The sequence below is a fragment of the Nocardia anocheti genome (assembly GCF_029675105.1).
Classification (GTDB): domain Bacteria; phylum Actinomycetota; class Actinomycetes; order Mycobacteriales; family Mycobacteriaceae; genus Nocardia.
This window is the reverse complement of record NZ_JAQQFV010000011.1, coordinates 89,287-103,742: the sequence shown is the minus strand read 5'-3', so window position 1 is coordinate 103,742 and position 14,456 is coordinate 89,287. Positions and strand designations below refer to the sequence as shown.

The following is a 14,456-nucleotide window of genomic DNA, read 5'->3' as shown; positions in this document are numbered from 1 at the left end:
GCCGCCGGTGACCGAACCGTCCCGCCGCCCCGGCCTGCGCTCCTGGCTCTCGGCCAACGGCCGCCTCGAATTCTGCCTGGCCCTGGCCTCGATCACCCTGTTGACCGGCGCCTGCGTCGCCCTGGTGCTGGTGCCGCGTAACGCGGGTCCGCTCCAGCTGGCCACCGACGAGGCCGAGGTGCTCGACACCACCGAGGGCATCGACGATCCACGCCTGACCCCGGTCCGCCGGGAGCTCCAGCCCTTCGGCCCGATCCTGGTGCGCCGCGTCGCCGTCGAGGGCTCCCCCGACGCGCTGCTGGTCGCCCACGACGGGCACCGCGCCGACCTCGCCGCCCTCGAACGCGACCTCGCGCCCGCGATCGACGCCGTGAGCGATGTGTGGGGTACCGACTGGAACCGGGCCCCGGTGATCGTGGTCGCCGGTTCGCCCGCCGAGTTCACCGCGCTCACCCGTAGGGCGGGTGCCCCGGCCGCCGCCGACGTGGCCGCGGTCTCGCTGACCGGCTCCTATCCGCCGGGCACCCGGCCCACCGATCAGCGCATCGTGTTCAACCCCGACGCGCGCCGCCGCGTCGGCGACGAGGGCTTGGCCACACTGCTGCGCCACGAGCTCACCCATGTCGCGACCAGGGCCGTCACCGCCGACGGCGCCCCGCAGTGGCTGCTGGAGGGCTACGCCGAATTCGTCGCCCAGCGCGACCAGGGCAACACCTTCTCCCAGATCGCGCCCACCCTCACCACCCGACTCCGCGCGAACACTCTGCCCACCGACCTGCTCGCCGACGCCGCGTTCACCGGCACCGACGCGCCCTACGCCTACGAGGCCGCCTGGAGCACCTGCGCGTTCCTGGCCGACCGCTTCGGCACCGACCGCCTCACCACCCTGTACCAACGACTCGCGGGCGGTCCGCAGTCCGCCCAGGCGCAGGACGCCGCGTTCACCGCCGTGCTCGGCGTCTCCCGCTCGGAACTGCTCGACGGCTGGCGCGCCTGGCTGCGGGCCCGTGCCGTCTGACCCCTGCGCGAGTCACACCGTGACACTCACCGACTAGGTTGTTCACTTATGGCCCGAACTCTGCTGGTTACCAACGATTTCCCGCCTAGGCCGGGTGGAATCCAGTCCTATCTCCAGGCGCTGGCCAATCAGCTACCCCCCGAGGACCTGGTGGTCTACGCCCCGCGCTGGCGCGGCGACAGCCACGAGAAGTTCGACGCCGCCCAGAAGTTCCGGGTGGTCCGCCACCCGACGACGCTCATGCTGCCCACCCCGGCGGTCATCCGGCGGGCGAGCGCGCTGCTGCGCGAGCACGAGTGCGACACCGTCTGGTTCGGCGCCGCGGCCCCGCTGGCGGTGATGTCACCGATGCTGCGCCGCGCGGGCGCCGACCGCATCCTGGCCAGTACCCACGGCCACGAGGTGGGCTGGTCGATGCTGCCGGGCGCGCGCCAGGTGCTGCGCTCGATCGGCGAGCACACCGATGTGGTGACCTACGTCAGCAAATACACCCGCGGCCGCTTCGCCTCGGCGTTCGGCCCGCGCGCCGCGCTCGAGTACCTGCCGCCCGGCGTCGACCCGGCCGAGTTCCGGCCCGACCCGGCCGCGCGCGCCGAGCTGCGGGCCCGCTACGGCCTCGGTGACCGCCCGACCGTGCTGTGCCTGTCGCGGCTGGTGCCACGCAAGGGCCAGGACATGCTGATCGTGGCCATGACCGAGATCCGCCAGCGGGTCGACGGCGCGGTGCTGGTCATCGCGGGCGGCGGCCCCTACGAGCCGCGGCTGCGCGGGCTGGCCGAGGCGCTCGGGGTGAGCGACAGCGTCGTGTTCACCGGTCGGGTGCCCTCGGGCGAGCTGGCCGCCCACCACACCCTCGCCGACGTGTTCGCCATGCCGTGCCGCACCCGCGGCGCCGGGCTGGACGTGGAGGGCCTGGGCATCGTCTTCCTGGAGGCCTCCGCGACCGGAGTCCCGGTGGTGGCGGGCGATTCCGGGGGCGCCCCGGAGACCGTGCGCGAGGGCGAGACCGGCATGGTGGTGCCCGGCCGCTCGGTGCAGCGACTCACCGAGGCGCTGGTCGAGCTGCTCACCGACCGCGACCGGGCCGCCGCCATGGGCGCCGAGGGTCGCGCGTGGGTGGAGCGGAACTGGCACTGGGACCGTCAGGGCGCCCGTCTACGGGAGCTGCTGCGGTGACACCCCGGCCCGCACCGGTGTGGCGTCCACTACGCTCAGCGAGGTGAGCAGTATCCAGGTCGCCGATCAGACCTTCCTCGCCGCACCGCCCGCCGACATCGCCGAGGTGCTCGCCGCCGCGAACAACTGGCGTCGCTGGTGGCCCGACCTGCGTCTCGACGTGCGCGAGGACCGGGGCGACAAGGGCATCCGCTGGACCGTGGCGGGCGCGCTGACCGGCACCATGGAGGTGTGGCTGGAAGCCGTGCCCGAGGGCGCGATCCTGCACTACTTCCTGCACGCCGAGCCCACCGAGTCGCTGGCCCCGCGGGCGCTGGCCGCCGCGAACCGGGCCCGCCGCGTCGCGGGCAAGGACATGTCGTTCGAACTGAAGGCCCGGCTCGAGGCCGGTCGCCCCGCCGGTGTCGCGCCCGCGCACGCGACCGCGTCCTGATCAGCACGAAAGGAACTGTGTTCTGTCATGGCCGACCGGACCCAGCGATCGATCGTCATCGAAGCGCCGCCGGAGCAGGTGATGGACGTCATCGCCGATCTGGAGTCCTACCCGGAGTGGGTGGCCGCCGCGCAGTCGGTGGAGGTGCTCGACCGTGACGCCGAGGGCCGGGCGGCCACCGCCCGGTTCGTCCTGGACGCGGGCGTCGTCAAGGACACCTACGTGCTCACCTACACCTGGCGCCCGGACGGCCGCGCGGTCAGCTGGCGGCTGCTCGACGGCGACCTGCAGAAGGCCCAGGACGGCAGCTACGAACTGCGCGAACTCCCCGACGGCGGCACCGAGGTCGTCTACGAACTCACCGTCGACCTGAACATCCCGATGATCGGCATGTTCAAACGCAAAGCCGAGAAGGTCATCACCGACACGGCCCTGAAGGAACTGAAGAAGCGAGTCGAGGGCTGAGCGCCCCGGGCGGTACCCGCGTCGAGTTGTTCGTCGGCAAGGGCGGCGTCGGGAAGACGACCCTGGCCTGCGCGAGCGGGATGAGCTACGCGCGGGCCGGTCAGCGGGTGCTGATCGCCTCGCTGGACCAGGCCCATTCCCTCGGTGACGCGCTCGGCTTCCGTTTCCCGCACGATCCCGGCACGGTCGCGGGGGTCACCCGGGTACTGCCCGGACTCGAGGTCATCGAGATCGACTCCCTCGCACTGCTCGAGGACCGTTTCCGCGATGTGGTGCGGATGCTCGAGCAGGGCGGTCGACACGACCACGGCGTCGACCTGGCCGCGCTGGACCCCGCCGAACTCACCGGTCTGCCGGGCGTGCAGGAGCTGCTCATGCTCGTCGAGATCGCCCAGTTCACCGAGGAGGACGACTGGGACGTCGTCGTGGTGGACTGCCCGCCCTCGGCCGACATGCTGCGCATCGTCACCGCGCCCGACACCCTGCTCAACTATCTGGAGCGGATCTGGCCCAAGCACGCGCGCACCATGAGCGCCATCGGCCCCGACCTGCGCAAGGCGGTGCTGGCGGCCACCGTGGAACGGATCGTCAAGGCGGTCACCCAGGTCCGCGACCTGCTCGCCGACCGGTCGCGCACCAGCGCCCGGCTGGTCACCGGGCCCGAACAGGTGGCCGTCGCCGAGTCGCGGCGGGTGCGCTCGGCCGCGGCGCTGTTGGGCCTGCGGTTGGACGCGGTGGTGGTCAACAAGGTGCTGCCCGCGGTACCGCCACCGGGCGAACACGCCCATCCGGCCGTGCACTGGTATCTCAATCGTCGCGCCGAACAGCTCGAGGTGGTGGCGCGGCTGCACGAGCAGCTCACCGACGTGCCGATCCTGATCGCCCCGCACGCGGGCACCGAACCCGTGGGCACCCACGCGCTCTCGGCGTTCTCCTACGAGGTCGACACGCTGCCCGGCCCGCACGCTCGAAGCGCGGATTCGGGCGAACCGATGGTTCGATGGGAGTCGGGCTCCGGAGTCGACTCCGTGTACGCGATGCGGATGCGGCTGCCGGTGGTCGATCCCGGCACCTTGCGGCTGGGCCGAGTGGAGGACGATCTGATCGTGGGAGCCGACGGGGTGCGCACCCGGGTACGCCTGGCACCGGTGCTGCGCCGCTGCACGGTGGCGGGCGCCGAGCTCGACGACGGTCACCTGGTGGTCCGCTTCCGGCCCGATCCGCGGGTGTGGCCCGCCGATCCGAACTACACGAAGGCGACCGCAGATGACCAGTGACAGGCAATCCGATCGCCGCGGCCACCACCAGGACGGTTTCGCGGAGTTCACCGAGGAGCTGCGGCTGCTCGCCGAGGTACTGCTGGCCCGGGTCGAGCCCGTGCTGCGCCGCACCGCCGCCGACGGCCAGGCCGATCTGGGCGGCTGCGCCTGGTGCCCGGTCTGCGCGGCCGCGGCCCTGGTCCGCGGCGACCACCACGATGTCGTCGCCGCCCTCGCCGACCACGGCACCGCCATGGTCACCGTCCTGCGCGAGGCCCTCGCTGGCGTCCCGGTCGACCCCCTGCTGCCGCCGGAGTGGATGGATCACGCGGCGGGCCACCCGCATTCGGCCGAGTCCCCCGCTGCCCCCGGCCACGACTCCACCCCACCGAACCCACACACCACCGCACGCCCCGAACCGGGCCAGCGACCCACCGCGGGCCCCCGCACCGCCGCAGGCCCGCGCACCGCCGCGAGCCAGCGCACCGCCGCGAGCCAGCGCTCCGAGTCGAGCCCGCGCCCCGAGTCGGACTCGCGCGCCGATGCGTCCGCCGAGCACAACGGCCACCACCCCGCGGACCCGGCATCCTCCGAACCGACCGCCCGGTCGCGAGCACGCTGGGGCAGCGCCCGCAAGGAATCCCAGACCCCCCGCCCCCGCCGTGTCGACGAGTACCCCGCCACCCGCGGCCAAGGCGCGCCCACCCGCACCCCGCCGCCGATCTCCCCCGACTCCGGCCCGATCCCGACCGCCCGTCCCGCCGAGGCCGGGAGCCAACACGGCACCGGCGAGCGCCGCGAGCCCGCCCGCGACGCCCGCGCCCAGTACGTCGACATCCCGGTGACGATCCGGGGATGACCGGGCGGATCGACCCCCAACACCTGCTCACGGTCGGGATCGACGTGGGCGGCACCAATATCCGCGCCTCGGTGGTCGACGCCGAGGGCGAGGTGCTCGACACCGTGCAGGCGCCCACCCCGCACGCCGCCCGCGCCCTCGAGGATGCCATCGACCGCGCGGTGCGCGAACTGGGCCGCAGGCATCCCATCGCGGCGGTGGGACTGGCGGTGGCCGGGTTCATCTCCGAGGATCGCTCCACGGTCCGCTTCGCCCCACACCTGCCCTGGCAGGACGCCCCGGTGGCCCAGCGACTCACCGCCCGCCTCGGCCTGCCGGTCCTGCTCGAGCACGACGCGAACGCCGCGGGCTGGGCCGAGTACCGCTTCGGCGCCGCGGCGGGCGGGCACACGGTGGTGCTGGTCGCGATCGGCACCGGCATCGGCGCGGCCCTGCTCATCGACGGACAGCTCTATCGCGGCAGCCACGGCATCGCCCCCGAACTGGGCCACCTCCAGGTGGTTCCGGCGGGCCGGGCCTGTCCGTGCGGCAAACGCGGCTGCTGGGAGCGCTACTGCAGCGGAACCGCCCTGGCCGACACCGCCATCGAACTGCTGGCCACCGACCCGGTCCGCTCGGTGCTGGCCCGGGACGTACTGCGCGACCCCGGCTCGCTCACCGGCCGCCGGGTGGCCGGTGCCGCCCAGGACGGCGACCCCCTCGCCACCCGGGTGATGGCCGATTTCGCCCGCTGGCTCGGGCTCGGCCTGGCCTTCGTCAGCGACATCTTCGACCCCGACCTGGTGGTCATCGCCGGAGGGGTGAGCAGTTCGGCGCCGCTGTTCCTCGACGAGGCCCGCGAGCACTACGCCAGCGCGGTCACCGGCGCCGGGCACCGGCCGCTGGCCCGGCTGCGCACCACCCAGCTCGGCGAGGCCGCGGGCATGATCGGCGCCGCCGAATTGGCCAGGGCCGCCCTCGGCGCGCCGGTCGCCGGAACCGGCGGGAGATAAGGGTCACACCCATGTCCGACCGCTACCGTCCTGGGTTGGTTGTGACCTTCGACCAGCGGTAAAGTCGATTCCCGACGAGGCTGCACACCCATATCCGGTCCCCGAGGAAAGGACGCCATGTTCTACTGGCTGCTCAAATTCATCTTCCCGGGACCGTTCATGCACCTCTACAACCGGCCCGTGGTGGAGGGCGTCGAGCACATCCCCACCGACGGTCCGGCGATCATGGCGGGTAACCATCTGTCCTTCGCCGACTGGCTGTTCGCGCCGCTGCTGAGCCCGCGCCGGATCAACTACCTCGCCAAGGCGGAGTACTTCAACACCCCCGGCGTGAAGGGTCGCCTGCAGAAGTTCTTCTTCAGCGGCACCGGCCAGTTCCCGATCGACCGCAGCGGCGCCTCGGCCGCCGAGGACGCGCTCAACGCGGCCCGCAAGCTGCTCGACGAGGGCCGCCTGGTCGGCCTGTACCCGGAGGGCACCCGCTCCCCCGACGGTCGCCTCTACAAGGGCAAGACCGGCATGGCGCGCCTGGCGCTCGAGACCGGCGTCCCGGTCATCCCGGTGGCGGTGATCGGCACCGACAAGGTGAGCCCGCCCGGACCGTTCAAGTGGCGCCGTCAGCGCGTCACCCTCAAGTTCGGTGCGCCGCTGGACTTCTCGCGCTACGAGGGCATGAGCGGCAACCGCTTCGTCGAGCGCGCCGTCACCGACGAGGTGATGTACGAGCTGATGCGCCTGACCGGCCAGGAATACGTCGACGTGTACGCGCACAGCCTCAAGAAGGGCGTCAAGCCCACCGATCACCAGCTCGACGCCACCCGCATCCCCGATACCGCCGCGGGCTGACAAGCGATCCTTAAGCGGTATCGGCCAGACTGCTCGGCATGTTCAAGCAATTGCTGGCCGCGGCCGGTGTCGGCGGCGCCGAGGTAGACACCGAATTGTTTACTCCCGGTGTGCAACCCGGTGGCCGTATCGAGGGCGTGATCCGGTTGCGCGGCGGCCGGATCGACCAGTCGATCGAGCAGGTGTCGGTCGAATTCAGCACCAGGGTCGAGCGCGAGTACGGCGACGGGGAGGAACACGTCGTCGACCACGGTTTCGGCCGCACCCCCGTCGCGGGCGCGTTCACCCTGCGGGCCGGGCACGTCAGCGAATTCCGTTTCGCCGCACCGGTTCCGCTGGAAACCCCGATCACCTTCTTCGACGGCAGGCACCTGCCCGGCGCCGCGGTGGCGGTGCGCACGGCCGTCGACATCCACGGCGCCGTGGACAGCTGCGACACCGACCCGATCGGGATCGGCGCGCTGCCCGCCCAGCACGTGGTCCTGGATGCCGTGCGGCGCATGGGTTTTCCGCTGCTGCGCACCGATGTGGAGGCGGGCGGTATCCGTGGCCTGCCGCAGCGGCTGCCGTTCTATCAGGAGATCGAGTTCGGTCGCTCGCCGCACTTTCCCCGGGTCAACCAGCTCGAGGTCACCTTCGTGGCCGTCGAGCACGGCGTGCACGTGGTGCTCGAGGCCGATATCGAGGGCGGCTGGTTCCGCGAGGACCGCGACGGCATCGGCATGTTCCTGGTCGAGCACGCGCGGGCGGGCCAGCAGGACTGGACCGGTGAGATCCACCGCACCCTGGCGGGAATCGGCGCCCTGGGCTGAGTTCGCGCCGCCGACCCACGACACGCCGCCCACCCGATTGGTAGCCTGCACACGGCACGACGCCGACGGGTGGGCGGTCACACGGGTGACCGGCGTCGGCACGACAGTGAGGTGGACATGGTCGGTCGCGATCCCGAGGGCCGGGTGATGCCGTTCGTGCGATCGGCGGCGCAGCGGCGCACCGGCAATCCGCCCACCGGTCAGGTCGCGCGCAGTGCCCGGCTGGCCGCTGTCCCGGTCGCCTACGCGGGTCGCCGGATCGCCGGGTTCGGCAAGAAGGTGGCGGGCCGCCCGCCCGCCGACGTCGACCGCGACATCCGCGCCCGCACCGCCGAACATCTGTTCCAGGTCCTGGGCGAACTCAAGGGCTGCGTGGCCAAACTCGGCCAGCTGCTCGGTCTGCTGGAACTGGGTCTGGGCCCCGATCTGGCCGAACCGTATCGGCAAGCCCTGGCCCGCCTGCACGATTCGGCCCCGGCCATGCTGCCCGGCGCCGTGCACACCGAACTGGCCACCCACCTCGGTCCCGACTGGCGTTCGCTGTTCCTGGAATTCGAGGACCGCGCGTCGGCGGCGGCCTCGGTCGGCCAGGTGCACCGGGCGCGCTGGCACGACGGCACCCCGGTCGCGGTGAAGGTGATGTACCCCGGTGCGCGACGCGCGGTCCTGGCCGACCTGCAGGCCCTGCGCCGGGCCACTCCGCTGTTCACCGCGCTGCTGCCCGGCGCCGACACCCGCCCGGTGATCGAGGCACTGTGCGAGGAGATCCACGCCGAACTCGACTACGCCCGCGAGGCCGCCAACCAGCGCGCCTTCGCCGCCGCCTTCGCCGACGACCCCGACGTGGTGCTGAGCCGGGTGATCGCCCAGCGCGGTGACGTACTGGTCACCGAATGGCTCGACGGTGTGCCGCTGTCGCGGCTGATCCTGCGCGGCGAGGCCGCCGAACTCGACCGCCTCGGCGTGCTCATCCTGCGCTTCCTGTTCTCCGCCCCCGCCCGCGCCGCCCACGTCTACGGCGACCCGCACCCCGGCAACTTCCTGCGGATGCCCGACGGCAGGCTCGGCGTGGTCGACTTCGGCGCCTGCATGCCGTGGCCCGCCGCCTTCCTCGACGTCGCTGGTGACGTGGGCGCCGCCGTCATCGCCGACTCCCCCGCCGACCTCGAGGCCGCCATCCGCCGCCACGGTTTCGTCGCGCCGGGCCGCGAACTCGACATCGAGACCGTCGCCGCCCGCCTGCAACCGGTGCGCGAGGCCCTGCTCGCCCCCACCTACCCGCTCTCGGCCGACTGGCTGCGCAAACAAGTCCGCCTGGCCACCGACCTGCGCCTGTCGAATGTGCTGCGCCAGCTGACCATGCCGCCGGATCACACGCCCATCCTGCGCTCGTTCCTCGGCGGTGTCGCGGTGCTGTGTCAGCTGCAGACCGCGGTGCCGCTGCGCGCCGAGTGCACCCGCTGGTATCCCGAGACGGCGGCCGCCGCGGGACTCTGAGCTGTCCCACACCGTTCACCCGGTGTTGCCACGGCGACGACCCGGCGTTGTCTCCCACGCTGCACGGTGACAGGCATGTCAGGTTCGGCCTTCCCCGTGTCCCGGCGCACCCTGTTGCGCGCCGCCGCCCTCGGTCTGGTGACCGCGCCCGCGCTCGCGGCCTGCGGTCGCGGCGACGGTCCCGCCCTCGTGCGCGACCGTCCCACCCTCACCCATGGCGTCGCCACCGGCGACCCGCGCGGCGACGGCGCCCTGATCTGGGCACGATCCGACCGCCCCGCCACCATGATCGTGGAGACCTCGGCCACCGAGTCCTTCGCGAACGCGCGCCGGTTCACCGGCCCGCTGCTCACCCCCGGTTCCGACGGCACCGGCCGATTCCGGATCGACGGCCTGCCCTCGGGTCAGCTGGTGCACTACCGCGTCCGCCTCGACGGCGAGAACGGCGCCGCCTCCGAGACCCTCACCGGCGTCTTCCGCACCGCGCCCACCACCGCCTCCGACATCTCCCTGCTGTGGTCCGGTGACGTCGCGGGCCAGGGCTTCGGCATCAATCCCGATCTCGGTGGCATGCGGGTCTTCTCCGCCATGGCCGACCGCGACCCGCACCTGTTCCTGCACTCCGGCGACTGTATCTACGCCGACAACGCCCTGACCGAATCGGTGACGCTGCCCGACGGCCGGATCTGGCGCAATATCACCGCCGAGGCCAAGAACGCCCCCGCCGAGACCCTCGACCAGTTCCGCGGCAACTACGCCTACAACCTCACCGACGACAACTACCGCCGCTTCAACGCCGCCGTCGCCCAGGTGGTGCAGTGGGACGACCACGAGACCACCAACAACTGGTCACCGGGCGGCACCGTCGCCGCGAGCAAGAACTACACCGAGCGGAACATGGACACCCTGGCCACCCGCTCCTGGCAGGCGTTCCACGAGTGGATGCCGCTCGAGCCCGCTGAGGCCGTCGACGGACGCCTCTACCGCAAGATCTCCTACGGCCCGCTGCTGGACGTGTTCGTCCTGGACATGCGCGCCTACAAGGACCTCAACGGGCCCAACACCGCCCCCGGCGGCCGCGTCTTCGGCCCCGCCCAGACCCGCTGGCTCATCGACGGACTGCGCGACTCGAAGGCCACCTGGAAGATCGTCGCCGCCGATCTGCCGCTGGGCCTGGTCGTCCCCGACGGCGAGACCGCCTTCGAGGGTCCGGCCAATGCCGCCCCCGGCGCGCCCTCGGGCCGGGAAACCGAAGTGGCGCAGGTGCTCTCGGCGATCAAGGCGAACAAGGTCACCGATGTCGTCTGGCTCACCGCCGACGTGCACTACACCGCCGCGCACCACTACTCCCCCGCACGGGCCGACTTCACCGATTTCGACGAGTTCTGGGAGTTCGTCTCCGGTCCGCTCAACGCGGGCGCCTTCGGCCCCAACGAACTCGATCCCACCTTCGGACCCGAGGCCGTGTTCGTGCACGCGCCGCCCGCGCCCAACGCCTCCCCGTTCGACGCGCAGTACCAGCATTTCGGTGAGGTCCGCATCGACGGCCGCTCCTCGGCGTTGACGGTGAATCTGTGCGACGCGACCGGAAAAGTGCTGTTCAGCAAGCAGCTCACGCCCGCGGCGAAATAGGTGCGGAGTACCCCGGGCGAGAATCGTCGAGCTGTGGTTAGCTATGCGGTCATGGGCACGCCGCACACCGTCATCTCCGAAGAGTATCTCCCCACCGACACCGCGGATGTCGTTCGCACTGTACGCGATTCGCGTGATCGTTCGGAACGGTTGACGGTGCGTGGCGGCGAACAGACCGAAGAGTCCTTCGGGTTGGCCGATCAGCGCGGGGTGCTGTCGCTGCGCAAGATGAACTCGGTGCTCGACATCAACCTCGGTCGACGCACCGTGCGGGTGCAGGCGGGCGCCAAGCTCTCCGAGATCGATCGCAGGCTCGGCGCGCACGGTCTCGGCCTGCCGGTGGTGGGCGATCACCGCGACATCACCGCGGGCGGTTTCGCCTCGGTCGGCGGTGTCAGTACCGCCTCGCACCGCTACGGCATGTTCATCGATCAGATCGTCGACCTCGAGTACGTCGACCCCGACGGCCGCATCGGCACCTGCGGGCGCGGCCACCACACCGAGCGCTTCCAGCGCATCCTCGGCGCGGGCGGGCGCGCGGGCATCATCACCGCGCTCACCCTCGACGTGGTCGAGGTCGACAAGGACCACACCTGGCTGACCACCGACGCCGACCGCTTCCTGGACTTCGATTCCTTCGTCGAGCACGCCACCACCGAGATCACCAATCCCGGCAGCGCGGCCCTGCAGGTGGGCCGCTGGGTCGACACCGCGGCCATCAAGGTGGCCCGGCCGGTCGGCGCGGGCCAGGTGAACCTCGGCGCGGTCCGCTTCGGCCAGTGGTCGAGCCTGTACCCCACCGCCCCCACCCGCGGCCTGCGGGCGCGGCGCGAGGTCGGCACCCGCACCCGCAAGTCGCTGGGCGCCATCGCCTCGGCCGCCGGTGGCCGCGCCGGGATGCCGGTGCGCAACGCGGCGGCGGGCGCGCTGATGTTCGCGCCGAAGGTGCTCACCATGCGCGACGCCGAATACCTCGCCGACACCGTCATCAACTCCTCCGAGCGCGGCCCCGCCTACCGCGTCGGCGTGTTCGCCCCCCTGGCCAACTACGGCTCGGTCTTCTACGGCCTGCACGACCTGTTCGCGGGCCACCGCGAGCGCACCGGCTGCTTCACCGTCATCTCCGCGATGACCTACGGCGTCCGCTCGGCCTACCTGCGCGCCGAAGCCGCCGCCCGCGGCCTGTCCCCCGCCGACTACGGCCTGATCACCTTCACCTGCCGCCTGCGCCCCTCGGCCCTGCCCTCGGAGCAGCTGCGCGAGATCGTCGCCCGCATCGACGACATCTGCCGCTCCGAACAGGCCCTGCGCTATAGCGTGTAGCTGTGTTGTTGGAGCGCTGGCGCGCTCGAGTCGCGGCCCCTTGGGCCTCGCTCCCGAGGGGCGATACTTCGCCTTCGGCGTTACGTCTCGCCCCTCGGGAGCGAGGCGGCCGCGACGCTCGCTGCGCTCGCGAGGCCTCCTCGAGGTCGGCTTCCACGGGGTTCGTTCAGGAGTGAACGCGAAAGGCTCCACCGGGTTTCGGTGGAGCCTTTCTGCGTTGTCTCGCGACTCGAGCGCGCCAGCGCTCCAATAACTCAGTGCTTTTCGGCGCCGAGGTAGTACTCGAAGACCAGGCCAGCCGCGGCGGCGAGCACGAGCACCACGCCGAGGCCGATCAGCCAGAACTGGAAGAACGCCAGGCCCAGCGCGGTGACCGAACCGGCCGCCGCGAGGGTGATGGGCCAGAAGCTACCGGGCGAGAAGAAGCCCAGGTCACCGGCGCCGTCGACGATCTCGGCCTCCTCGTAGTCCTCGGGCCGCAGGTCGATGCGGCGCGCGACGAACCGGAAGTAGGTGCCGATGATCAGCGACAGACCGGCGGTCAGCACGATCGCGGTGGTACCGGCCCATTCGATGCCGGTGCGCGACTGCGCGGTGAAGAAGCCGTAGACGATGCCCACCAGGATGAAGAACGCCGTGAGCAGTTCGAAGATCCGCGCTTCGATCCTCATATCAGAATCCTCACTTGCTCTCGTTCACCGAAGCGCTCTTGACATCGCGCTTGGTGTTGAAGGGGTACGTGGAGGTGGCCACCGGCGACTCGCCGATCGACTCGAGCGCCTCACCGTTGGTCTTGCCGTCCTGGCGCGCCTTCAGGTACTGCGCGAACTTCTCCGGCGAGACCGCCCGGACCTCGAAGTTCATCATCGAGTGGTAGGTACCGCACATCTCGGCGCAGCGGCCGACGAAGGCACCTTCCTTCTCGATCTCCGAGATCTGGAAGACGTTGTCGGAGTGGTTCTCCTTCGGGTTCGGCATCACGTCGCGCTTGAACATGAACTCCGGCACCCAGAAGGCGTGGATCACGTCGGCGGCGGCGAGCTGGAACTCGATGCGCTTACCGGTGGGCAGCACCAGGACCGGGATCTCGGTGCTGGAACCGTAGGTCTCGACCTTGTCGTAGTGCAGGTACGAGAGGATGTCGTTCTCCGGCTTGCCGTGCACCGGGCCCGGCTGCGGGTGACCCTCTTCGTTCTTGCGCTCCTTGTACTGCTCGAGCTGCTCGGAGTTGAGGAGTTCACGCTCGGTGTCGATGCCGTTCCAGGTCATCCCGGCGACGTTGTTCACGTTGCGGTAGCCGAACTTCCAGTTCCACTGGAACGCGGTGACGTCGACGGTGACATCCGGGTTGTCCGTCTTCTCGTGCACGTAGTTCTGCACGACGACGGTGAAGTAGAACAGCACCGCGATGATCACGAACGGGATCGCGGTGTAGGTCAGCTCCAGCGACACGTTGTAGCCCGTCTGACGCGGGAACTCCGGGGAGTCCCTGCGCTTGCGGTGCATGATGATGGTCCAGAAGGTCAGACCCCAGACCAGCACGCCCATGGCGAGCGCGGCCAGGACCGACCAGGTCCACAGCTCCCGCATCCGGGTGGCCTGCGGCGTGATGCCCGAGGGCCAGCCGAACCGCAGCCAAACATTGTCGATCGAGCAGCCCGAGACGAGGACGGCAGTGATCCCCAAGGACACCGCCAGCCCGGCCCGTCGAAGGAGACGGCCCTGCCGACCCCGAACGGGTCGAGCCCCGATCTCTTCGCTCGCCTTGTGCGCCACGCTCACGCCTTCCTGGTCGCCACACATTCCGACACATCGCGTCGTCGCAGGCCGCGATTCGCCCGCGCCGACGCGTATTCAAAGCAGTTTCAGGCCGCCCTCGAGTATTGCCGCTGTGACGCCTGCACACCTGAGAAGGACCTGAGTACTACGCAGCGTAGACCAAAGCGGGCACTGTCTTGCCGCGGGGTCGCTTTCGACACTCCGTCGATACCCAACGGCGAGTGCCGACCTGCGCTTACACGCCTACGAATGCCGTCGTCGCCCGGACGGTCGTAATCTTCGGTGGACGAGTGATGCCCTCAGCCGCACCCGCCAGTACTGTTGACGCAACGGTATTGCGTACACGCAATGCAACGCGCCGGGCG

The 14,456-nt window shown here is 71.0% G+C and carries 14 protein-coding genes; 12 read left to right on the top strand and 2 right to left on the bottom strand.

The window, feature by feature from the left end; translation table 11 throughout:
• Positions 1–7 precede the first annotated feature (7 nt).
• The 12 genes from QC180_RS26330 to QC180_RS26275 all read left to right on the top strand — a co-directional run bounded on the left by QC180_RS26330 (position 8) and on the right by QC180_RS26275 (position 12,312).
• Positions 8–1,018 (top strand): gluzincin family metallopeptidase, encoded by a 1,011-nt coding sequence (locus QC180_RS26330; protein ID WP_278265514.1) that lies wholly within the window; start codon positions 8–10, stop codon positions 1,016–1,018.
• Between the two features lie 48 nt (positions 1,019–1,066).
• Complete coding sequence (locus tag QC180_RS26325) at positions 1,067–2,194, top strand: glycosyltransferase family 4 protein (RefSeq protein WP_278265513.1); 1,128 nt, start codon at positions 1,067–1,069, stop codon at positions 2,192–2,194.
• 43 nt (positions 2,195–2,237) lie between these two features.
• Positions 2,238–2,627, top strand: a complete 390-nt coding sequence (locus QC180_RS26320) for a polyketide cyclase / dehydrase and lipid transport (protein ID WP_278265512.1) — start codon at positions 2,238–2,240, stop codon at positions 2,625–2,627.
• 27 nt (positions 2,628–2,654) lie between these two features.
• Positions 2,655–3,092 carry an SRPBCC family protein gene (locus tag QC180_RS26315; protein ID WP_278265511.1) on the top strand — a complete coding sequence of 146 codons (438 nt, stop codon included), beginning with the start codon at positions 2,655–2,657 and terminating at the stop codon, positions 3,090–3,092.
• A 26-nt stretch (positions 3,093–3,118) separates the two neighbouring features.
• On the top strand, positions 3,119–4,369 hold the full coding sequence (locus tag QC180_RS26310) for an ArsA family ATPase (RefSeq protein WP_278265510.1): 1,251 nt from the start codon (positions 3,119–3,121) through the stop codon (positions 4,367–4,369).
• Positions 4,359–5,210 (top strand): hypothetical protein, encoded by an 852-nt coding sequence (locus tag QC180_RS26305; RefSeq protein WP_278265509.1) that lies wholly within the window; start codon positions 4,359–4,361, stop codon positions 5,208–5,210. Before QC180_RS26310 ends, QC180_RS26305 begins: the two co-directional genes overlap by 11 nt.
• Positions 5,207–6,202, top strand: coding sequence for an ROK family protein (locus tag QC180_RS26300; RefSeq protein ID WP_278265508.1), 996 nt, complete (start codon positions 5,207–5,209; stop codon positions 6,200–6,202). The genes QC180_RS26305 and QC180_RS26300 overlap by 4 nt, the downstream gene beginning before the upstream one ends.
• 117 nt (positions 6,203–6,319) lie before the next feature.
• Entirely contained in the window at positions 6,320–7,048 is a 729-nt protein-coding gene (locus QC180_RS26295; RefSeq protein ID WP_278265507.1) for a lysophospholipid acyltransferase family protein, read from the top strand.
• Between the two features lie 38 nt (positions 7,049–7,086).
• On the top strand, positions 7,087–7,860 hold the full coding sequence (locus tag QC180_RS26290) for a sporulation protein (RefSeq protein WP_278265506.1): 774 nt from the start codon (positions 7,087–7,089) through the stop codon (positions 7,858–7,860).
• A gap of 117 nt (positions 7,861–7,977) precedes the next feature.
• Positions 7,978–9,357 (top strand): AarF/UbiB family protein, encoded by a 1,380-nt coding sequence (locus tag QC180_RS26285; protein ID WP_278265505.1) that lies wholly within the window; start codon positions 7,978–7,980, stop codon positions 9,355–9,357.
• Positions 9,358–9,432: 75 nt separating this feature from the next.
• On the top strand, positions 9,433–10,989 hold the full coding sequence (locus QC180_RS26280) for an alkaline phosphatase D family protein (protein ID WP_278265504.1): 1,557 nt from the start codon (positions 9,433–9,435) through the stop codon (positions 10,987–10,989).
• A 51-nt stretch (positions 10,990–11,040) separates the two neighbouring features.
• Complete coding sequence (locus tag QC180_RS26275) at positions 11,041–12,312, top strand: FAD-binding oxidoreductase (RefSeq protein ID WP_278265503.1); 1,272 nt, start codon at positions 11,041–11,043, stop codon at positions 12,310–12,312.
• 254 nt (positions 12,313–12,566) lie between these two features.
• Here QC180_RS26275 and QC180_RS26270 read toward each other — a convergent pair whose 3' ends face one another.
• Together QC180_RS26270 and ctaC are read right to left on the bottom strand one after the other, a co-directional pair.
• The gene (locus QC180_RS26270; RefSeq protein ID WP_278265502.1) at positions 12,567–12,983 is read right to left on the bottom strand and encodes a cytochrome c oxidase subunit 4; all 417 of its coding nucleotides are present in this window, start codon (positions 12,981–12,983) and stop codon (positions 12,567–12,569) included.
• A gap of 10 nt (positions 12,984–12,993) precedes the next feature.
• Complete coding sequence (gene ctaC / locus QC180_RS26265; RefSeq protein WP_474646541.1) at positions 12,994–14,115, bottom strand: aa3-type cytochrome oxidase subunit II; 1,122 nt, start codon at positions 14,113–14,115, stop codon at positions 12,994–12,996.
• Positions 14,116–14,456 lie beyond the last annotated feature (341 nt).